The 20,051-nt window shown below is 45.9% G+C and carries 22 protein-coding genes; 10 read left to right on the top strand and 12 right to left on the bottom strand.

The annotated features are described in order from the left end of the window. Nucleotides 1-147 precede the first annotated feature (147 nt). The gene (mbl, locus tag H7F26_RS03805) at nucleotides 148-1,149 is read right to left on the bottom strand and encodes a cell shape-determining protein Mbl (RefSeq protein ID WP_003185909.1); all 1,002 of its coding nucleotides are present in this window, start codon (nucleotides 1,147-1,149) and stop codon (nucleotides 148-150) included. 185 nt (nucleotides 1,150-1,334) lie between these two features. Beyond that, on the bottom strand, nucleotides 1,335-1,610 hold the full coding sequence (gene spoIIID, locus H7F26_RS03810) for a sporulation transcriptional regulator SpoIIID (RefSeq protein ID WP_003185911.1): 276 nt from the start codon (nucleotides 1,608-1,610) through the stop codon (nucleotides 1,335-1,337). Nucleotides 1,611-1,946: 336 nt separating this feature from the next. Here spoIIID and H7F26_RS03815 point away from each other — a divergent pair, with 336 nt between their 5' ends. The 3 genes from H7F26_RS03815 to H7F26_RS03825 all read left to right on the top strand — a co-directional run bounded on the left by H7F26_RS03815 (nucleotide 1,947) and on the right by H7F26_RS03825 (nucleotide 4,300). Then, a complete protein-coding gene (locus H7F26_RS03815) occupies nucleotides 1,947-2,375 on the top strand; it encodes a MarR family winged helix-turn-helix transcriptional regulator (RefSeq protein ID WP_003185914.1) in 429 nt (142 codons plus the stop codon). Between the two features lie 3 nt (nucleotides 2,376-2,378). After that, nucleotides 2,379-3,572 carry an MFS transporter gene (locus tag H7F26_RS03820; RefSeq protein WP_003185916.1) on the top strand — a complete coding sequence of 398 codons (1,194 nt, stop codon included), beginning with the start codon at nucleotides 2,379-2,381 and terminating at the stop codon, nucleotides 3,570-3,572. Between the two features lie 149 nt (nucleotides 3,573-3,721). Next, nucleotides 3,722-4,300, top strand: a complete 579-nt coding sequence (locus H7F26_RS03825) for an undecaprenyl-diphosphatase (RefSeq protein WP_003185918.1) — start codon at nucleotides 3,722-3,724, stop codon at nucleotides 4,298-4,300. A 42-nt stretch (nucleotides 4,301-4,342) separates the two neighbouring features. Here the strand turns inward: H7F26_RS03825 and H7F26_RS03830 are convergent, their stop codons facing one another. Beyond that, nucleotides 4,343-5,272, bottom strand: a complete 930-nt coding sequence (locus H7F26_RS03830; RefSeq protein ID WP_003185920.1) for a manganese-dependent inorganic pyrophosphatase — start codon at nucleotides 5,270-5,272, stop codon at nucleotides 4,343-4,345. Nucleotides 5,273-5,406: 134 nt separating this feature from the next. After that, nucleotides 5,407-6,228 carry a manganese catalase gene (locus H7F26_RS03835; protein ID WP_003185922.1) on the bottom strand — a complete coding sequence of 274 codons (822 nt, stop codon included), beginning with the start codon at nucleotides 6,226-6,228 and terminating at the stop codon, nucleotides 5,407-5,409. 129 nt (nucleotides 6,229-6,357) lie between these two features. On the opposite strand from H7F26_RS03835, the gene H7F26_RS03840 reads away from it, so the two are divergent. Further along, the gene (locus H7F26_RS03840; protein ID WP_003185925.1) at nucleotides 6,358-7,095 is read left to right on the top strand and encodes a YqjF family protein; all 738 of its coding nucleotides are present in this window, start codon (nucleotides 6,358-6,360) and stop codon (nucleotides 7,093-7,095) included. Nucleotides 7,096-7,132: 37 nt separating this feature from the next. Here the strand turns inward: H7F26_RS03840 and H7F26_RS03845 are convergent, their stop codons facing one another. Further along, nucleotides 7,133-7,540, bottom strand: a complete 408-nt coding sequence (locus H7F26_RS03845) for a CBS domain-containing protein (RefSeq protein ID WP_003185927.1) — start codon at nucleotides 7,538-7,540, stop codon at nucleotides 7,133-7,135. Nucleotides 7,541-7,602: 62 nt separating this feature from the next. Continuing rightward, nucleotides 7,603-8,559: a magnesium transporter CorA family protein gene (locus H7F26_RS03850; RefSeq protein WP_003185929.1), complete on the bottom strand. Its 957-nt coding sequence runs from the start codon at nucleotides 8,557-8,559 to the stop codon at nucleotides 7,603-7,605. 160 nt (nucleotides 8,560-8,719) lie between these two features. Between H7F26_RS03850 and H7F26_RS03855 the strand changes: the two genes are divergently transcribed. The 3 genes from H7F26_RS03855 (at nucleotide 8,720) to H7F26_RS03865 (ending at nucleotide 11,759) form a co-directional block, all read left to right on the top strand. Beyond that, nucleotides 8,720-10,018 carry a hemolysin family protein gene (locus tag H7F26_RS03855; RefSeq protein ID WP_003185931.1) on the top strand — a complete coding sequence of 433 codons (1,299 nt, stop codon included), beginning with the start codon at nucleotides 8,720-8,722 and terminating at the stop codon, nucleotides 10,016-10,018. Between the two features lie 160 nt (nucleotides 10,019-10,178). Further along, complete coding sequence (locus H7F26_RS03860; protein WP_003185933.1) at nucleotides 10,179-11,390, top strand: ammonium transporter; 1,212 nt, start codon at nucleotides 10,179-10,181, stop codon at nucleotides 11,388-11,390. Nucleotides 11,391-11,408: 18 nt separating this feature from the next. Continuing rightward, nucleotides 11,409-11,759, top strand: coding sequence for a P-II family nitrogen regulator (locus tag H7F26_RS03865; RefSeq protein WP_003185936.1), 351 nt, complete (start codon nucleotides 11,409-11,411; stop codon nucleotides 11,757-11,759). Between the two features lie 48 nt (nucleotides 11,760-11,807). Here H7F26_RS03865 and H7F26_RS03870 read toward each other — a convergent pair whose 3' ends face one another. The 3 genes from H7F26_RS03870 to H7F26_RS03880 form a co-directional block, all read right to left on the bottom strand. Beyond that, on the bottom strand, nucleotides 11,808-12,380 hold the full coding sequence (locus H7F26_RS03870; protein WP_003185937.1) for an ATP-dependent Clp protease proteolytic subunit: 573 nt from the start codon (nucleotides 12,378-12,380) through the stop codon (nucleotides 11,808-11,810). A 13-nt stretch (nucleotides 12,381-12,393) separates the two neighbouring features. Further along, nucleotides 12,394-12,999, bottom strand: a complete 606-nt coding sequence (locus tag H7F26_RS03875) for an RNA polymerase sigma factor (protein WP_017474248.1) — start codon at nucleotides 12,997-12,999, stop codon at nucleotides 12,394-12,396. Between the two features lie 136 nt (nucleotides 13,000-13,135). After that, nucleotides 13,136-14,011, bottom strand: coding sequence for a stage II sporulation protein SpoIIQ (locus H7F26_RS03880; protein WP_003185941.1), 876 nt, complete (start codon nucleotides 14,009-14,011; stop codon nucleotides 13,136-13,138). A gap of 192 nt (nucleotides 14,012-14,203) precedes the next feature. Here H7F26_RS03880 and H7F26_RS03885 point away from each other — a divergent pair, with 192 nt between their 5' ends. Next, entirely contained in the window at nucleotides 14,204-14,701 is a 498-nt protein-coding gene (locus tag H7F26_RS03885; RefSeq protein WP_003185943.1) for a GNAT family N-acetyltransferase, read from the top strand. A gap of 47 nt (nucleotides 14,702-14,748) precedes the next feature. Here the strand turns inward: H7F26_RS03885 and H7F26_RS03890 are convergent, their stop codons facing one another. Then, nucleotides 14,749-15,192, bottom strand: a complete 444-nt coding sequence (locus tag H7F26_RS03890) for a YwnF family protein (protein WP_009329719.1) — start codon at nucleotides 15,190-15,192, stop codon at nucleotides 14,749-14,751. Between the two features lie 249 nt (nucleotides 15,193-15,441). Here H7F26_RS03890 and cls point away from each other — a divergent pair, with 249 nt between their 5' ends. Further along, on the top strand, nucleotides 15,442-16,890 hold the full coding sequence (gene cls, locus H7F26_RS03895; RefSeq protein ID WP_025806104.1) for a cardiolipin synthase: 1,449 nt from the start codon (nucleotides 15,442-15,444) through the stop codon (nucleotides 16,888-16,890). A gap of 139 nt (nucleotides 16,891-17,029) precedes the next feature. Then, a complete protein-coding gene (locus H7F26_RS03900) occupies nucleotides 17,030-18,460 on the top strand; it encodes an IS1182 family transposase (RefSeq protein ID WP_026699437.1) in 1,431 nt (476 codons plus the stop codon). A gap of 30 nt (nucleotides 18,461-18,490) precedes the next feature. On the opposite strand, the gene H7F26_RS03905 is transcribed toward H7F26_RS03900, so the two are convergent. Both H7F26_RS03905 and H7F26_RS03910 read right to left on the bottom strand, forming a co-directional pair. Then, nucleotides 18,491-19,825 carry a DHA2 family efflux MFS transporter permease subunit gene (locus tag H7F26_RS03905; RefSeq protein ID WP_185855236.1) on the bottom strand — a complete coding sequence of 445 codons (1,335 nt, stop codon included), beginning with the start codon at nucleotides 19,823-19,825 and terminating at the stop codon, nucleotides 18,491-18,493. Beyond that, a complete protein-coding gene (locus H7F26_RS03910) occupies nucleotides 19,818-20,045 on the bottom strand; it encodes an MbtH family protein (RefSeq protein WP_026080816.1) in 228 nt (75 codons plus the stop codon). The genes H7F26_RS03905 and H7F26_RS03910 overlap by 8 nt, the downstream gene beginning before the upstream one ends. Nucleotides 20,046-20,051 lie beyond the last annotated feature (6 nt).

Consider the following 20,051-nt stretch of genomic DNA (forward strand, 5'->3'; position numbering starts at 1 on the left):
AAATGCTTGCAATTTATATTTGCTAATACAGAACGTTTGTTCTATAATGGTATTCAAACATACTACTCTTTTTATCGGCAGCCGTTCAGCTCCTTTAAAGCATTTCACATAAAAAAACCTCATTCTCAAAAAGAATGAGGCTTCTGATCAGCTCAGTTTGCGCTTGGGAAGCTTGTCCATGTTATCAAGCATGACACCCGTACCGACTGCCACACAATCCATCGGATTTTCAGCAACGAGAACAGGCACTTTCAGCTCTTCGGCAAGAAGCTGGTCAAGACCGTTTAACAATGCGCCGCCTCCTGTAATGATAACGCCTCTGTCGATAATGTCGGCTGACAGCTCAGGCGGCGTTCTTTCGAGCACCTGCTTGGCAGCCTGTACAATGACAGATACAGATTCGCGCAGCGCTTCCTCCACCTCTTTGCTCGTTACCGTAATGGTTCTCGGCAATCCTGTGACCATGTCGCGGCCGCGGATGGAAATTTCCTCGTGACGTGCGTCTGGGAAAACAGTTGCGACTTTAATCTTAATATCTTCGGCTGTCCGTTCGCCTATGAGCAGCTTGTACTCGCGTTTGATGTAGTTCAAGATTTCAAGATCAAACTTGTCCCCAGCCATTTTAATAGAAGAGGCGGTGACAATATCGCCCATTGAGATGACTGCGATATCTGTCGTTCCACCGCCGATATCAACTACCATGTTTCCGCTTGGCTGGAAAATATCCATTCCCGCTCCGATTGCGGCCACCTTAGGTTCTTCCTCCAAATATACATGCTTTCCGCCGCTTTTTTCGGCAGCTTCTCTAATGGCCTTCTGCTCCACAGAAGTAATATTTGTCGGGCAGCAAATCAGCATGCGCGGCTTTGAGAAAAGACCTTTTACATTCAGCTTGTTAATGAAATGCTTCAGCATGGCTTCTGTTACTTCAAAATCGGCAATGACGCCGTCTTTTAATGGACGTATCGCAACAATATTCCCAGGTGTACGTCCTACCATTCTCCTTGCTTCTTCACCGACAGCGAGCACTTTCCCATTGTTTTTGTCAAGAGCAACGACTGATGGTTCATTTAAGACAATACCTTTTCCTTTGACATGGATCAGCACATTCGCTGTACCAAGGTCAATACCAATATCCCTTGCAAACATCTATCTATATCCTCCTCGAAATCTGTTTCACAGCAATGTCCACATTCTGCCCTAATTATATATTTTATCATAAATATTAGAAAAAAAAGAGAGCTTATTAAAGTTCTTCATAAAATTTTTGTGGCTTTTTACGGAGGATACCGGGAAATTCTGATAAACGCTGCTCGTTTCTGAGCCATTATTCCTTATTGCACGGGTTCTCTTTCAAAGATTTCCTCTTTCTTGTATTTTAGTTTTGTTGCTTCTCCGCCCCGCAAATGTCTGATTGATTTATGATAATCAAGAATTTCTTTTACTTCATTGGCCAGGTCAGGATTAATTTCAGGCAGCCTTTCTGTCAAATCCTTGTGAACGGTACTTTTGGAAACACCAAACTCCTTCGCTATCACACGAACCGTTTTTTTCGTCTCCACGATGTACTTCCCTATCTTGATTGTTCGCTCTTTGATGTAATCGTGCACACCACTCGACCTCCCTAAAATGGATGTGAGAAGTGTGAAATGAGATCCGTCTTGTGAAAAAATTCGCTATTTGCGCAGCTTCTTCGTTTTATGCTTTTCCAAGTAGAATTTTGAAATACTCCCACGATCCCTCACCTCAAACACTCTCTTTGTTAGGTTTGTATCAGTGTATTAGCATTTAAATGGGATTATGCTAAAAACTCAAGGAGGACAAGGGGTTTCTCTTATAATTTTATTTCGGGCTTCAAAAATTTTAACTTTACACTAATCTTGACTTCCGGTAAAATGAATAAAGTTTATTATTTACCTAGGTAACTATTTTGAAGGAGTCCGGGAATGGAACATATCAATCGAAAGATTATTCACCAGCTCAATCAAAGCACTCGGATGGTTGCTAAAAAAACGAATGAACAGCTCGAAGCGTACGGCCTTTACGGTTCACAGTGGTCGATCCTATATTGTCTTCACACCTACGGACCGATGACGCAGAAAGACATATGGACTTATTTGCACGTCGAAGCGCCGACTGTGACAAGAACCGTCAGCCGCCTCGAAAAAAACGGCTGGGTCGAACGGATACAGGGCGATGACAAACGGGAAAAAGTCGTCAAGATGACAGAAGAAGCCAAAATTAAATATGATGACATTCAATTAAAAATGAAAGAATTTGAAGAGGAAATGCTTTCCGTATTTGAAGAACGGGATAAAAAAATATTCCAAAGGCTGTTAAGTCAATTGTTAGAAGGACACCAGGAGGAGTTGTAGCCTATGAAGCAAGCTGAACCCATTTGGACCAGGGATTTTATCATGGTCGTTTTGATTAATTTGTTTATATTCGTCTATTTTTACGCACTATTGACCGTGCTTCCGGTCTATGCGATGCAGGAGCTCGGCGGCTCCGAGTCAGAGGGCGGCCTTTTGATCAGCGGCTTCATGCTGTCCGCGATTTTTGCAAGGCCGTTTTCGGGAGCTGTTATTGAGCGTTTTGGCAAAAAGAGAATGGCACTCATCAGCGTCGTGCTGTTTACTTTGGCATCATTTCTTTATATCTTCATTCACGATATCTACCTGCTGCTTGGCATTCGCTTTTTCCAAGGCATTTGGTTCAGCATCATCACCACGGTGACGAGTGCAATTGCAGCCGATTTAATTCCGCCGGCCCGCCGCGGGGAAGGGCTGGGCTATTTTGCTATGTCGATGAATTTGGCGGTTGTCATCGGCCCGTTTATCGCCTTGAACCTGCTGGATAAAATGAGTTTTTCCGATCTGTTTATTTTATTTTCAGGAATCGTCACTGTAGCCATCCTCTGTACGGCACTGGTGCGGATTCCTAAAGGAAACGACATCCGTTCAGCTGTGTTCAGGCTGTCATTTTCCAACATGTTTGAAAAGGGCGCGATTCGGATTGCAACGGTCGGCTTGTTCGTGTCGTTTTGTTATTCAAGCGTGATTTCCTTCATCTCTGTTTATGCCAAATCCCTCGGCCTTATTGAAGCAAGCAGCTATTTCTTTATGGTGTTCGCGGTGACAATGATGATCACGCGGCCGTTTACGGGAAAACTGTATGATAAAGTCGGCCCGGGAGTCGTCATTTATCCGTCCATTATCATTTTTTGCGCCGGGCTTTTCCTGCTTGCTTTTACAAACAGCAGTGCGATGCTTTTGCTATCCGGAGCTGTCATCGGCATCGGCTACGGATCTATCACACCGTGCCTTCAGACCTTGGCGATCCAGTCTTCGCCGCCTCACCGGAGCGGCTATGCAACAGCGACTTATTTTACGCTGTTTGATACCGGCATCGCAGTCGGATCCTATGTTTTCGGGTTGGTTGTGGCACAAGCCGGTTTTTCAAACATTTATTTATTCTCAGGCGTTTTCGTGCTCATCAACCTGTTTCTGTATACATGGAGCCAAAAACCTGCATCCGCAAAGGAGAAGCGGGATATATCAATGGCTGAATAAGCCGTTCAACCTCGCCGGGCCGGGAACGCCCGGCTCTTTTCATGCAGGCTGATACAGCTCGATCTGTTATTTAATGAAACTTTTGCAAAATGAAATACGTCTCCTAACTGTCTGCCCAAAAATTACTACTCTATTAAAAAGGTGATTTTTTGAACTATTGGCTTTTTACACGCATTCATCAATTAGCAAACCACAACGACATCCTGGATGGCGCCATGATTTTGATTACAGAAAAAGCGATTTATATGTATGCGCTCATTTTGCTTTTGATCTGGATATTCGGAAACCGTTCTTATAAAATAACCGTTCTTCAGGCCGGTGTGACGGGTATTTTCGGATTGGCGGCAAATTATTTGCTGTCATTGGTTTACTATGAGCCGAGGCCATTTGTCGCTCATCATGTGGACGTATTGATTCACCATGCTGCCGACGCCTCATTTCCCAGCGATCATACAACCGGGGCGTTAGCCATTTCGATCGCTTTTTGGCTTTATCATCGGAAAATTGGAAGCTGCCTGATTGCTTTCGGGTTATTGACGGGCTTTTCCCGTATTTGGGTCGGACACCACTACCCTGTTGACGTATTGGGCAGCATTTTGGTCGCTTTATTCGTATCACTTGTTATGTTTAGATTCTCCACGTATGTGCAGCCGCTTTTTGAACGGATCATTTCACTCTATGAATCGATCTTGCGGAAATTGCGGAAAGCGGTATCCAGAACGGTATAAGAAAACACCCGAATCATGAGATTCGGGTGTTTTTTTATTTCCTTAACCTTTTAAGGCTTCGGTTAACGGCGGAACAATTTGTTTTTTGCGCGATACAACGCCTTTCAGTGTCGCTGTGTTGTCTGCCAATGTGACATTGAACGCTTTTTCCACTGCTTGTGCAGCTTGTCCTGAAGCGACGACAACCGAGTCGTTTGTTAAAATGTCAGTTACGACAAACACAAATAAATCCAACCCTTTTTCAGATACCGCTTTTGCAAGTTCTGCGTCAACTTCCTCTTTGCGGGAGAGAACGTCGTTTGTGTCGACAGTGTTAACCTGCGCGATCTCTACTTTATGGCTTCCCATCGTAAACTCTTTTGCGTCCAGAGAAAGAAGCTGAGGAATCGTCTTTGCGCTCAAATCAGCTCCGGCTTTCAGCATATCTAGTCCATAGCTGTCAGCATCAACGCCGGCAATCGCAGCCAATTCTTTTGCAGCTTTGACATCTTCTTCCGTGCATGTCGGGGATTTGAATAAGAGGGAATCTGAGATGATCGCCGACAGCATCAGCCCCGCAATATCTTTTTTAATTTCAACGCCGTTTTCTTTATAGAGCTTGTTTAAGATCGTTGCCGTGCAGCCTACAGGCTCTGCGCGGTAATACAGAGGGTCGCTCGTTTCAAAGTTGGCGATCCGGTGGTGGTCGATGACTTCAAGCACGCGAACCTGATCCAAGTCATCGACGCTCTGCTGGCGCTCATTATGGTCAACCAAAATCACGCTGTCTGTTTCATTCGCGACAGTGTTCACAAGGCGGGGTACTTCTGCATTGAATTTCTTAAGCGCGTATTCGGTTTCGCCGTTGATTTCGCCGAGGCGGACAGGCTCTGCGTCCATGCCGAGCTCCTTTTTTAATTCGGCATATGCAATCGCTGAACAAATCGTATCCGTATCCGGATTTTTGTGGCCAAAAATAAGTACTTTACTCATGATATAACTCCTTACTGTTGTTTTTATAGTAAGCTTACCTGACAATAAAAAAATCTGCAAATCTGTCACTTATTTTAATATTTACGAAGTGTTTTGTCATTTTAAAAAATAAAAAAAGAGCCGTTCGGCTCTTTTTATTCTCCATAGTCAGGTGTATTGTGGCTTCGTTTTGGAGCGGGCTTCAAGACCGGTTTTTCTCCATATGCGACAGGGCCGCTCTCATAGTGAAATTCCGCTCCGTCCGGCGCCTTCCCTATCAGCCACTCAAACTGTGCGCTTTCTTCTCCATCCGAAAAATTGTATAAAGAGTGCGAAACTTCTTCTTTTTCATATTCTGGCGGAACGGTACCGGGCACGATGACGCCTTCTTTTTCTTCCAGCTCTTTGATCGCGGCAATCCACTGGTTTTGGTGCATCGTATCTCTTGCCAAAAGAAAACCGAGCATATCTTGTACGCCTTTGTCATCCGTCATTTCGTACAGCCGTGCGACTTGCAGTCTGCCTTGCGATTCAGCGTTGACATTTGCGCGCAGGTCGGCCAGAAGGTTGCCGCTCGCTACAATATAGCCTGCATTCCAAGGAACGCCGGTGCTGTTTTCAGGCATGGCCCCCAGACCTGAAACGATTGCGTGATGAGGGTTCATTCCGCCCATAATGGCGCCGATGACAGGATCGTCTGCTGCTTTTTCCTGCTCGTAAACCGGAGCGTCTTCAAGCAGCCGTGCAATCATCGTCGCAATCATTTCGACGTGTCCGATTTCTTCTGCCGCCGTATCCATCAGCAAATCTTTATACTTTTCATTTCCCCGCGTATTCCACCCTTGAAAAAGGTATTGCATCGCCACAGATATTTCTCCGTACTGGCCGCCGAGTATCTCCTGCATTTTCTTTGCGAAGACAGGGTCGGGTCTTTCAGGTTTGGCAGGGTACTGCAGCACTTTCGTATGCTTGAACAAATCAGATCACTCCTCCGTTTTTTGTATCCTCGTTTTTGATTTAGCCGAAAAGGGAAATCATAAAACCGTACAACAGGTTCGGGATGTGCTTAAAACAGGTCAAAATTCGAACCAAAGGAGAGCTGTTCTATGATAAAAAATACTTCTCACCGCCCTTTTCCACTGCCTGAAGGACCGTGGATGATGACGCAAACATGGAATCATGTATTATTTGCCCATTGGGCTGTCGATCCTGAAGCCATTCGCGGACAAATACCGGCGGCCTTGGAATTGGAGACATTCAACGGAAAAGCGTGGATCGGTATCTTGCCTTTTCTGCTGACAAATATGCGTCCCCGTTTTTTGCCGCCCTTTCCTTTCATCAGCAGATTTCCCGAGCTGAATGTCCGGACATATGTAGCATATAAAGGCGTCCCGGGCATTTATTTTTTCAGTCTTGACGCCGCTTCGCGCTTGGCCGTCGCCGGCGCGCGCTCAATGTTCCACTTGCCTTATTTTTACGCCGGGATGCGCTTTGCACAACATAAAGACCGCTTTCAGCTGACAAGCAGGAGAAAACGTTCACAAGCAGAGTTTTATGCAGAATATCAACCGGTTTCGGAGCCTTTCTCAGCTGATAAAGGAACGCTTGAATACTGGCTTGCTGAAAGGTACCGTTTGTACACCACGCATAAAAACGAGCTCTATTATGAAGATATCCACCATTCAGAGTGGCAGCTGCAGCAGGCTGAAGCTGATATTTTTCCGGGTCCGCTCACAAGCGCAAACGATCTCACACTCCCAGACACCGCGCCCCTTCTTCATTATGCAAAAAGGCAGCACGTCTTATTTTGGCCGCTGAAAAAGTGGGAAAGTGAAGAAACATAAAAAAGGAAGAGCTAAAAACGCTCTTCCTTCAACCTGTTTAAGCCGGTTTTGAAATTTCGCTTAAAGCTTCTCCCGCTTTCTCATCCGCATGTGAGACGGAGAGATCCCCCAAAGCAACGATTCCGACAAGACGGTCATCTTCAACAATCGGCAGCCTGCGAATTTGGTGTTCCGCCATCAGATCACCAGCCTCTTCAGCAGACATATCCGGGCGCCCTGTCACCATCTGTGTGCTCATGATATCCCGAGCAGCCGCATCTGTTTCATTTTCAGCTACACATCTGATAACAATATCCCGGTCTGAAACGATCCCCGTCAATTTTCCGTTCTCGCAGACCGGAATTGAACCTACATTGTAATCACGCATCTTACCGGCAATTTCCGCAATCGGGGCAGAAGGCTCGCAGCATTCAGCATTGGTTGTCATGATGTCCTTCAGTTTCATTCGGAATTCCTCCTTTATGATGGGGTTATTATGTGCTTTTCCGATATACCGCGGGCTTAAACCTATTTAAAAGAGCCCTTCCTTTTCATATATCGTTTTTTATCCCTCAATAAATCGCCGGTCCAGCCTTTCTTTTTCAAATACCAATACACAAGGGCGGTCGAAACGGCGATTAAAATAAGCGAAAATAAATAGCCGTACTTTAAAGAGAGTTCAGGCATGACTTCGAAGTTCATTCCCCACAGGGCGCCGAAAGCCGTCATCGGCGTAAAGATCGTCGTAAAAATCGTCAGCGCTTTAAAAATTTCATTGCCTCTGTGGGATGTCACCACTTCCTCGGAATGAAGCAAATAATTGATTTCATTCGCATACTCTTTGATCAATGACATGCCTCTGTCGATTTCGTAAAACGTCCTGCGCTGTTCGATTTCGTCAAACGATTTGGTTAAAAAAGTTTCTTTAAGGCCCATTGCAACCTTTTTCATCGATAAAATTAAACTTCTTATGACCAGGAGTTCGTGACGCCGCTTATGAATCAGTTCAATGATGCTTTTATTGTTGTCATGATGAAATCCCCACCTTACTTTTCCAAGGTGAACTTCAAAGTGCTCAAGTTCCTTCAAATACATTCTCATCAGTTCGCCCAGCAGGACCAGGAACACTTCAGGGGCGTCTTTGCATCGCTTTAAGTGTTGATCGATCGGCCTTCTGTTTGCCTCTTCAAATTGCGAGATATCTAAATTCATTGTGAAAAAATAGTCTTTCGTTAAGTAAAAATGAAATGCTGTCCGGTTTTGTTGAACTTCCGCTTCCTGGTCGTAAATATATGAACCGTAGATCGCTTCCTTGCCTTGAACGGCAGCATTGATATCAAGGCAATTGATGTTGGCCGAGGGAACGCCTTGAAACCAGTTTCGGCATTCCGGCCAATGATCGGGCTGGATCAGCCCTTGTGCTGTTGTTTTTTCGTGAGGGCCAAGCTGATACCATGTCCAGCCCTCTCCCTGAAAAACTCTCATACTTGTCTCCTCCTCTTCCGGCCCACTCGTTTTATATTTCTTTGCCCGCCCTCCGCGTAAATAAACATGATGTTTGCCGCGCTGCGGCACGTGGTATGAAGCCAGTATGAGTTTTTCATAGAAAATGAGGTGGCGCCTTCTTTACTGAGAAGGCGGGGCATTGGAGTTATTGAAGCTGATTGCAGTAGCAGGATTAATCGCATTTACGGGCTTTTTCGTCGCGGTCGAATTCGCCATCGTCAAAGTAAGGCGGACAAAGATCGACCAATTGATCATTCAGAAAAAAAAGGGCGCTCTTGCCGCAAAAGAAGTGACCTCGCACCTTGACGAATACTTGTCAGCCTGCCAGCTTGGAATCACCGTGACGGCATTGGGCTTGGGCTGGCTTGGTGAACCGACGATGCAGACCTTGCTGCATCCCCTTTTCTCAAAAATCGGCTTGAACGAGTCGATTACACATATTCTTTCATTTTTGGCCGCTTTTTTATCAGTTACTTATCTCAATGTTGTCGTCGGAGAGCTGGCGCCAAAAACGATCGCCATTCAAAAAGCGGAGACCGTTACGCTGCTTTTTGCACAGCCGATGATCTGGTTTTATAGAATCATGTTTCCTTTTATATGGCTGCTCAATCATTCAGCCCGCATGATCACAAGTCTGTTCGGCCTGAAGCCGACCGGTGAACACGAATTGGCCTATTCGGAGGAAGAACTGCGAACGCTTTTATCTGAAAGCTATCGAAGCGGGGAGATTAACCAAAATGAATTGAAATATGTAAACAATATTTTTAAATTCGACGAACGTACGGCAAAAGAAATTATGGTGCCGCGCAATGAAATGACCGTCTTATCTCTTGACGACAGTTTAAAAAAAGCGAAGCAGCTTATCAAAGAAACGAAGCACACCCGCTTCCCCGTCATGGAGGAAGACAAAGATCACATCACCGGAATGATCAATATAAAAGAACTGCTGCTGGCGGAGCTTGCAGGGGAATTTTCTTTAGAAACAAAATCGCTAAAGCCATATATCCATCCGGTTATCCATGTGATTGAAACGATTCCCGTCTACCAGCTGTTTGTCAAAATGCAGAAAGAGCATACACATATGGCGATTCTCGTAGATGAGTATGGCGGAACATCGGGTCTTGTGACGGTTGAGGATATTGTCGAGGAAATCGTCGGCGACATTCGCGATGAATTCGATACTGAAGAAGTATCTGCTGTTCAGAAACTCGAAGATGACCATTACATCCTAAACGCGAAAGTACTGGTCAGCGACGTAAACGACCTGCTTGGAATTCATTTATCAGATGAGGAGATTGATACAATCGGCGGCTGGATGCTGACGCAGAATATTGAGAGCAAGCCCGGAACGACGATCGAAAGTGAAGGATACCGTTTTAAAGTAAAAGAAATGGACGGACATCGAATCGTTGCAGTTGAGGTTGAAAAAACCGCTTAATCCCCCTTCTGTCGGATATTTCAGCCTCTCCCTGTCCGCTTTTCTCCCCAAAAACCATGTAAGGAAATCTGACATGTTCATCATGATATCTCCCTTTTGTCACTATAATGAAAGAAACAGAGATCTGCTCTCAATCTAAATGACTACGGAGGAATGAAACATGCAGATGGGGGATACAGTATTTATGTTCTTTTGCGCTTTGCTCGTGTGGCTGATGACGCCGGGCATCGCTTTATTTTACGGAGGCCTTGTAAGGAGCAAAAATGTGCTCAGCACCGTTATGCACAGTTTATCTTCAATTGCCATCGTTTCTATCATATGGATTTTGTTCGGCTATTCACTCGCTTTCGCTCCCGGAAACCCATTGATCGGGGGTTTGGATTGGATCGGACTGCACGGTGTCGGTTTTGAACCCAATGCCGATTATTCGGAGACGATCCCGCATACGCTTTATATGATGTTCCAATTGACATTTGCCGTCCTGACGACTGCGATTATTTCCGGAAGCTTTGCGGAGCGCATGCGCTTTCCGGCCTTTATTCTTTTCTCGGTGCTCTGGGCGGTTTTCGTTTATTCGCCTGTCGCCCACTGGGTATGGGGCGGAGGCTGGCTTGACGAGCTGGGAGCTATTGATTTTGCCGGCGGAAACGTCGTTCACATTTCTTCCGGGGTAGCCGGTCTGGTCGTTGCGATTGTTCTCGGCAAGCGGAAAAATATGAGCGACACCGCCCCTCACAACCTCCTTCTGACCCTGCTCGGGGCGACTTTGATCTGGTTCGGATGGTTCGGTTTCAATGTCGGAAGCGCGCTGACGATCGATGAAGTCGCCATGACCGCTTTTATCAACACGAATACGGCTGCGGCCGCGGGGCTGATCGGCTGGATTTTGGCAGAATGGCTGATTAATAAGAAGCCGACGATGCTCGGCGCCGTCTCGGGAGCGATTGCGGGACTCGTCGCGATTACGCCTGGCGCAGGTTTTGTCACGCCATTCTCATCTGTATGGATCGGGCTTATCGGAGGAATCGTCTGTTTCTGGGGGGTGTTTTCGCTCAAGAAAAAATTCGGGTACGATGATGCGCTCGATGCCTTCGGACTTCACGGGCTCGGCGGGACATGGGGCGGAATCGCGACAGGTTTGTTCGCGACGACATCTGTCAACGCAGACGGTGCCAACGGGCTTTTTTACGGAGACATCAGTCTCCTTTGGAAACAGCTGATTGCGATTGCTGCAACATATTTGTTTGTCGCAATCGTCACATACGCTATTATTAAGATAGTCAGTATCTTTTTTAAACTCCGTGCCTCAGAGGATGAAGAATCATTGGGCCTCGATCTTACGCTGCACGGCGAAAAAGCGTATCAAGATTAATTTGTCAGGAGTGATGGTATGAGCGGTCAAATGTATAAAGTGGAAATTGTAACCCGTCCTACAAACTTTGAAAAGCTGAAAACGGAGCTGGCCAAAATCGGGGTAACGTCCATTACGTTTTACAATGTACACGGATGCGGCCTGCAAAAAGGGCATACTGAGCTTTACCGCGGGGTCAAACGCGAAAGCAATGTGTATGAAAGGTTAAAAGTCGAAATCGTCGTCAGCAAAGTGCCTGTCGAAAAGGTGGCCGAGACGGCGCAAAACGTCCTGAAAACCGGGGAACCCGGTGACGGCAAGATCTTCATATACGAAATTAAAAACACCATCAACATCCGCACAGGCGAGGAAGGTCCTGACGCTTTATAAAAAAGATCGAAGCTCCCGGCTGGAGTTAAGCCGGGAGCTTTTCTAATGTTACAAAACAGCATCAATAACACCGTATGCCTTCGCTTCGTCCGCATCCATAAAGTAATCGCGTTCCATGTCGGCTTTTAGTTTTTCAATGGGCTGGCCCGTTCGTTCGTGAAAGAAGCGCTCGATTTTTTCCCTCAGTTTGATGATCCGCTTCGCTGAAATCTCCATGTCTGTCGCCTGTCCTTTGACGCCGCCGAGCGGCTGATGGATCATGATTTCGCTGTTTTTGAGTGCATACCGTTTGCCTTTTGCTCCGCCGGCGAGGAGAATCGCTCCCATGGAAGCGGCCATTCCGACGCATATCGTGCGGACATCAGGCTTCACATAATCCATCGTATCCAAAATTGCATATCCCGCGGAAGTTGATCCGCCCGGGCTGTTGATATAGATCGAAATGTCTTTTTCATTGTCTTCAGCTGACAAAAACAGCAATTGGGCGGTGACCCGATTGGCGAGGTCATCGTTGAATTCAGAACCGATCATAATGATCCGGTCTTTTAAAAGTCTGGAAAAAATATCGTACGATCTTTCACCGGCAGCCGTTTTCTCAATGACGTAAGGAATGGTGTTCATAGCATTTTTCCTCCTAGGCAGCGCACCTCATCATGCTGATGCAAGACGGCTGTGAAGCGTCGAAACGCCATGTCTGTTTGGCAAATTCGAGCAGATCATCGGGGTTGTGATGCAATATCGCCCGAACAAGCAGACCGATGTGTTCGTCATCCCCGTCCGCCGGCTCCTTTTGCAGAACCTCCGGAGAAAGCCTTTTTAATCGCTGACGCGATCTAAATAAAAGCGACTTGACGGATGATTCGGGCTTACCGAGCGTCTCGGCGATTTCGTGCAGCTGAAAGGAAAACACATCTTTGAGCAGAAAAATCGTTAATTGCTTCGGTGTTAAAATACCGGAAAGCTGTTTCAGCAGGTGCTCGAAGTCATCGGCCGCCTTCATGCGCTCTGCCCGCCCGTCTTCCAGATTATCTTCAGACAGAAAGCTTTCGCGCTTCCTTTTTCTGAGCAGGTCAATCCATTTATGCTTTGCAACCGTCTTTTGATAAGCATGTGACGCGTCTGTTCGATTGATTTCCATTAACTTGAGGATTGTATCCTGGACTAAATCCTCGGCATCCCATTTATCGCCTGTCATTCTCAGGCAATACTTTATCAGCGCTTGCTGTTCTAATTCATTCATGAATGCATTCACACTCCTTAAAAGAGGCCTCTTACTTAATAAACGGCTGGCTCCGCCGATTTGATACGGGTTTTTTTATGATTGTAACAAAAAAGGCGCCTATCGCATTTGATAGGCGCCCTGAGGGAAGCGTGCCTTATGACTGGCTTGAATCGTCAGACTGGGTTCCGTCTTGATTTTCTGACCCTTCAGACGAATCTTCCCGCTTGGTTTTGTCGTCTTTTCCATCTGTTTGATCTTTCGCTTTGTCTTCTGTTTTTGACTTTTCTTCAACAGAAGGCTGAGCAGGTTCTTTCACTTCAGACGCTTGTTCCTCCATTGCTTTTTCAATGCTGGAGACCGGCTTGTCCATGAAGTTCAGCGGGTTTAGCGCAACACCGTCTTTGCGGATTTCAAAATGCACATGGTTTCCGCCTTCTTCATTGTAAAGGTTTTTGCCTGCTTTTCCGATGACTTGATTTTGTTCAATCTTGTCACCTTGTTTGACGCTTACTTCAGAAAGAGACTGATACACAGTTGATAAACCATCTTCATGTTCAACTTCAACAACGTAGCCCAGTACAGGGTCTTTTGCAGCTTTGATGACCGTACCGCTTAGAGATGCGGAAACATCAAATGTTTTTCCGTCTTTCTCAGCCAAGTCGATACCTTTGCTCATGCTGTACGTGTTATTATAGTTTACAAGTGCTGCTTCTTTCTCTTCTTTAGTTGCGTCAGTTTCAAAAAACTTTTTAACGACGGAAACATTTTCAGAATCAGCAACCGGCATTGCGACATTTTCGACTGGTTTGCCTACTTCTACCGCATCATCCCGGTTATCATAGGCTGATTTCTTGCCATCGTCTGCAAGCTGGTCTTTTACATCGTTGTTAGAAGCCGATTGATACCATAGAACGGCGGTTAATACAACGACGGCACTTGTCAAATAGATGGCCGGAAATACCCAGCGTTTACGAAAAAATTGTTGCAGCTTTGTGATTTTGGAAGTACGATTCTTTTCTTCCTCTTTCATAACTCATCACCTCAGCAACATTCTGAACACTTTTCAGAAAATATATACATTTACAAAAAACTTTTTTCAATTTATTTTGCACCGGCTGTTTCGTTTTTATGTAAAACCGCCCTGAAAATCTGAAAAATGACCGGTATGCATGATAACGGAAAAAACGCCGAAGATATAACATATGAAGAAAGGATAGAGAGAATGAAATTACGAATCGCCAATCGGGAAGACCTTCCCGCAGTAGTCGATATTTACAACTCCACCATTGCGTCGCGAATGGTGACGGCAGATACAGAACCCGTCACGCCTGAAGAAAGGCTGAACTGGTTTTTGAGCCATACCGAAGAAAGGCCTCTTTATATTGTAGAAAATGAAAAACGGGATATCGTCGGCTGGATCAGCTTTGAATCATTTTACGGGAGACCCGCCTACGCCAAAACCGCCGAAGTCAGCATTTACCTTCATGAAGACCACCGCGGCAAAGGGGCGGGTTCTGCGGTGCTTGAAAAAGCGCTTGAAGCTGCTCCAAAGCTTGGAATCCGTTCTTTAATGGCGTTTATTTTCGCTCACAATGAACCGAGCATGAAGCTTTTCAAAAAATACGGCTTCACCGAGTGGGGACACTTTCCCGGAATCGCCGAGATGGACGGAATCCGGTACGACTTAAAAATATTAGGAAAAGAATTGAATGAAGCCTGATCATCATGACAAAAAAAGAGCTGTCATGCAGCTCTTTTTTCCATCAATCATTCAGCCAGCCTGCGCCTTCTGATCTCTTCTTCATTTAAAAATTCCAAAAAGCTTCTCATTACAGTAAACGGCTCTTCTTTGACCGCCCGAACGTAGCGGCTTTTCCGTTCATCGGAAAGCACTTCGCTTGTTTGCATCCGTTCCAATATATACTTCATCACCGATTGCTGAACATTTCTTTTTTGGTATGACGACTCTCTGAACAGCGCCATACCGAATGCTGCACCTGCGGCAGCGCAGCCGATTTTTATCATTGAATCGGTTCCATAAGCTGCCTGCCCCCAAAAAGAGGAAAGATAAACAAATGAAGCAAGAAGCAGCGGAATCGCGATAAAAAGAAAAATCAGCCTTTTCTTTAAGAACGGCGCCGCCACGCGCTTGAGGTTATCCATTTCCTCTTTCATAAAGGCCGGCATTTGATGGAAACGTTCCATATCCATAATCAATCCCTCCCGTTTTGGTTAAAGAGGCGTTGGTCCGCTAATTAAATCACGCTTTTTATATGTATATCGTAACTTAGATCCAACATGTTTTACAGTTTTTTGCCTTCCTCCCTTTTTCTTTAGAAACTTTCCGGCCGCCGCCCCGTATAACATGAGATAGTTGCTTGAAAGGGGAGTAACTGTTATAAATGGAATGTATAAAAACAAATCCGTCTTGTGAGGTTCAATATGGATATTATTAAAAATATCAGTATCACATCGATATTTCTCGGTTTTATATTAGTTTTAAATACGCTTTTGGCAATCGTTGTGATCTTTAGGGAACGCCGGGATGCAAGCTCCTCCTGGGCCTGGCTCTTGGTGCTCTTCTTTATTCCCGTTCTCGGCTTTATCCTTTATTTGCTCTTCGGCCACAATTTGAGCAGGAATCACCTTTTTCAATGGGAAGACCGAAAGAAGATCGGGATTGAAAAAATATTGGAACAGCAGCTGACCAAGCTGAAAAACCGCGAGTTTGAATTTCGCAATAAAGCGACGGCGGACAGCAAAGACTTGATTTATATGCACATTTTGAATAACCACGCCGTTTTTACAGAAGACAATGCGGTCGAGCTGTTAACGGACGGACGCCAGAAATTCGACAGGCTGCTTCGCGATATTGAAAACGCCAAAGACCATATTCATCTTCAATATTATATTTATAAAGGCGATGAGATCGGCAAAAAGCTCCGGGATGCGCTCATCAAAAAAGCAAAAGAAGGCGTTGAAGTCCGCGTTTTGTATGATGAATTAGGATCAAGAAGCCTCAGGAAAAGCTTTTTCAAAGAGCTGAAAAAAGCGGGAGGATTTGTCGAAGTCTTTTTCCCGTCGCGCTTTAAATTTATCAATTTGCGCATGAATTACCGCAACCACCGCAAGCTCGTCATTATCGACGGCGTCATCGGCTATGTCGGAGGATTTAATGTCGGAGACGAATATCTCGGTCTGAACCCGGCCTTTGGCTATTGGCGGGACACGCACCTCAGAATCAAAGGAACAGCGGTCCACTCGATTCAAACGCGTTTTATCCTGGATTGGAATCAGGCCTCGCACCATCACGACATTACATATATGCCAAACCATTTTCCTGACATCGACTCCCACGGAAACATCGGCATGCAAATCGTCACCAGCGGCCCCGATTCAGAATGGGAGCAGATTAAAAACGGCTATATTAAAATGATATCAACGGCAAAGCGGTCCATTCTTATTCAGACGCCTTATTTTATACCGGACGCAAGCCTGCTCGATGCCCTCAGGATCGCTTGTCTGTCCGGCGTTGACGTCAGGATCATGATTCCTAACAAACCCGACCATCCGTTTGTGTACTGGGCAACCTATTCTTACATCGGCGAACTTTTAAAAGCAGGCGCCTCCGTATTTATTTACGACAACGGTTTTATCCATGCGAAAACGATTGTAGTAGATGAGGAAATTTCATCGGTCGGCACGGCAAATATTGATATGCGCAGCTTCAAGCTCAATTTTGAAGTGAATGCATTTTTATATGATGAGGAAATTGCGAGAAGCCTTGTCCTATCATTTGAAAAAGATCTGCAAGTGTCAAGGGAGCTGACCTTTGAGGAATATTTAAACAGAAGCAAATCGATCCGCTTCAAAGAAGCCATTTCGATCCTGCTGTCGCCGATTTTATAGCGCACAATTCATGCTGTTAAAAAAATCCTCCCGGAAACGGGAGGATTTCAGCTTGTCGACAAAGTCACAAAAAAGTGGCTTGATCGACAAGCTTTTTTTGTTAAAATGTGTGTGGAATCTAATTTTTGGAGGTTTTACCATGTTGACCAAACACTCTAAAGATCAGCGTGAACAGCTTGAAGTCGTTGCCTTAAGTGAGCTTGTACCTGAAGACCATTTGGTCAGGAAGATGGAAGAAGCCATTGATTTTTCATTTATTTATCAAAAAGTTGCCCCTCTTTATTCTTCAAAAGGGCGTCCAAGTATTGATCCTGTTGTACTGATTAAAATGGTGCTCATTCAATACGTGTTTGGTCATCGCTCCATGCGCGAAACCATTAAGCGAATCGAAACTGATGTAGCCTATCGCTGGTTTATTGGATATGGATTCTCTGAAAAAATCCCTCACTTTTCAACCTTCAGTAAAAACTATGAACGTCGCTTTCATGACACAGACCTATTTGAAACAATCTTCTATAGGATTTTACGTCAGGCCATGGATCTCGGCCTCGTCGATCCTTCGGTTGCCTTCATCGACAGCACACATGTCAAAGCGAATGCCAATAAGAAAAAGTTTGTGAAAAAGATCGTAAGAAAAGAAACAAGAGCTTATCAGGAACAGTTAGATCAAGAAATTAATGCCGATCGCGAAGCCAACGGCAAAAAGCCCTTAAAGCCCAGGCAATGCTCAGAAGAACGAGAAATAAAAGAAAGTACAACAGATCCTGAGAGCGGCTATTTTGTAAAGGGTGAACGGGAACGCCTTTTTGCTTATGGTTTTCATACAGCTTGTGACCGGAACGGATTTGTGCTGGGGACGGTTGTTGAGCCTGCCAATATTCATGACAGCCAAGTGTTCACGACCCTGTTTCAACAAGTGAAAGAGCGCGTCGCCAAGCCTCATACGGTCGCAGTTGATGCCGGATACAAAACACCGGTTATCGCAAAATTTCTTCATGAAGAAAACGTTCGCCCTGTTATGCCTTACACGCGTCCGCAAACCAAAAAAGGATTCATGAGAAAACACGAGTATGTTTACGATGAATTTTATGATGTCTATATCTGCCCGCAAGACCATATTCTCTCCTATCGCACAACCAATCGGCAAGGTTATCGAGAGTATGCTTCAGATCCAAATCGATGTAAACAATGTCCATTACTACATACGTGTATAGAAAGTAGAGATCATCGAAAGATGATTCACAGACATATCTGGCAGGATCATTTAGACGAAGCTGATCATCTTCGGCATACGGAAGAGAATAAACAAATCTATGCCAAACGTAAAGAGACGATCGAACGAGTTTTTGCCGATTTAAAACATAAGCATGGCTTGCGCTGGACAACCTTACGGGGAAAGAAAAAATTGTCCATGCAGGCGATGCTTGTTTTCGCTGCCATGAATCTGAAAAAGCTGGCGAATTGGACCTGGAAAGGTCCTAACCGCCAGCCTTCTGATCGAAATAATAGAATAAAATGGACAAAAACAGGTCGGATTTTTAAAATCCGACCTGTTTTGTCAACGGTCTGAAATCCTCCCGGAAACGGGAGGATTTTTGTTTTACTCACCAGAAGCTGCCGTACCTTTGGGTGCTGAAGCATGCTTGTCCATTTGACGGTCTATGCCTGCGCTGGGCTGGCTGAGCACAGCAAGGACGCACGACATGACAGCAACTCCAAAGGCAGATCCGAGCCGGTTTTGCACATTAAACAGCGTTGTTGCCCGGCCCATTGAGGATGATGAAATGTTGGCAAAACAAACAACCTGCGCCGCACCAACCGCGTGCCCCAAGAAAAAGCCCGCTAAAAACAGCAGCAGCCTGAGAAGCCAAAGATTTGACCCATATCCGGTCAGGCTCAGCAGCCCAAACAGCACAGCAGCGCCTAACAGCGCAACGGAAATGACCCGCCTCGGGCCAAGCTTTGCCAACGACCTCGGCATCAGCTGGGACGCCAGCATCAAGCCTAATGCTTCGGGAAACGTAATCAGCGCAGTATCTGTCGCAGAGTAGCCGAGTGCTTCCTGACACAACAGCGGAAATATATAGAGCATGCCAAGCAGTCCGCCTGCTGTCAGAAGCGAAATGACGCTCATCATTCCAAAAACCCGGTCCTTCAATAAGCGAAGTTCAATCAACGGATGCTCAGCCTTCAGTTCGACAAAAACGAGGATTGCGAGGAGCATCATTCCCCCGGCCCCTGCTGCAAGCACATCCGGAGAGCCGAATCCACGCGCAGGCCCCTGGCTGAGTGCAAAAACCGCCAACGCCATTCCCGGCGCCGCCAAAAGGAATCCAAGCCAATCAAATCTGCCCGCTTCCGGCTCCAAATGTTCATGAAGATACAACAGGCCAAACAGCAGAATGATCATTCCGATCGGAATATTAATGTAAAAAATCCAGCGCCATGACAGCTGATCTGTCAGAAACCCGCTGATGATCGGCCCAACCGCAGGCGCGACGGCAATTGGAAGAACGAGGACTCTCGAAATTTTGGCCCGTTCATGCGGAGGAAACGTCCTGAACAAGATCGCCATTCCCACCGGCGTAATCAACCCGCCGCCGGCCCCCTGGATCACGCGAAATGCGTTTAACGCCGCCAGATTGTCAGCGATTCCGCATAAGGCGGATGCAGCTGTAAATATCGAAAGCGCGGCTAGGAAAACACGCTTTGTCCCAAAGCGGTCCCCAAGCCAGCCGGCTGCGGGAAGACAGACCGCCAAGCTGACTAAGTATCCGATGTTAACTGTGCCTGCAGCAGACGGCAATGTTTGAAATTCGGTCATGATTGCAGGCAATGCCATGTTGATGACACTCGCATCCATCGCAGCCATAAACATGGCTGTTACATATACAATGCTGACAACCGTCCTTTGATTGAACGGCCTTCTATTCATTGCTGACCGCCGTGTACTTCTGCAGCAGCTTGATGCTGTTCGGCGAGAGATCGGTCCAATTCGAGCTGATATAGTCGATACAGGCGCTGCGGCTCGCTTCCCCGCAGACGACCTCCCACCCTGCCGGAATATGAATGAAGGCCGGCCAGAGTGAATACTGGCCATCCTGATTCATTAAAACGACATATGTGCCGTGTTCATTTTCAAAAGGATTTGTCATCGCTAT

Source organism: Bacillus sp. PAMC28748, from assembly GCF_014250415.1.
Lineage (GTDB): Bacteria > Bacillota > Bacilli > Bacillales > Bacillaceae > Bacillus > Bacillus licheniformis.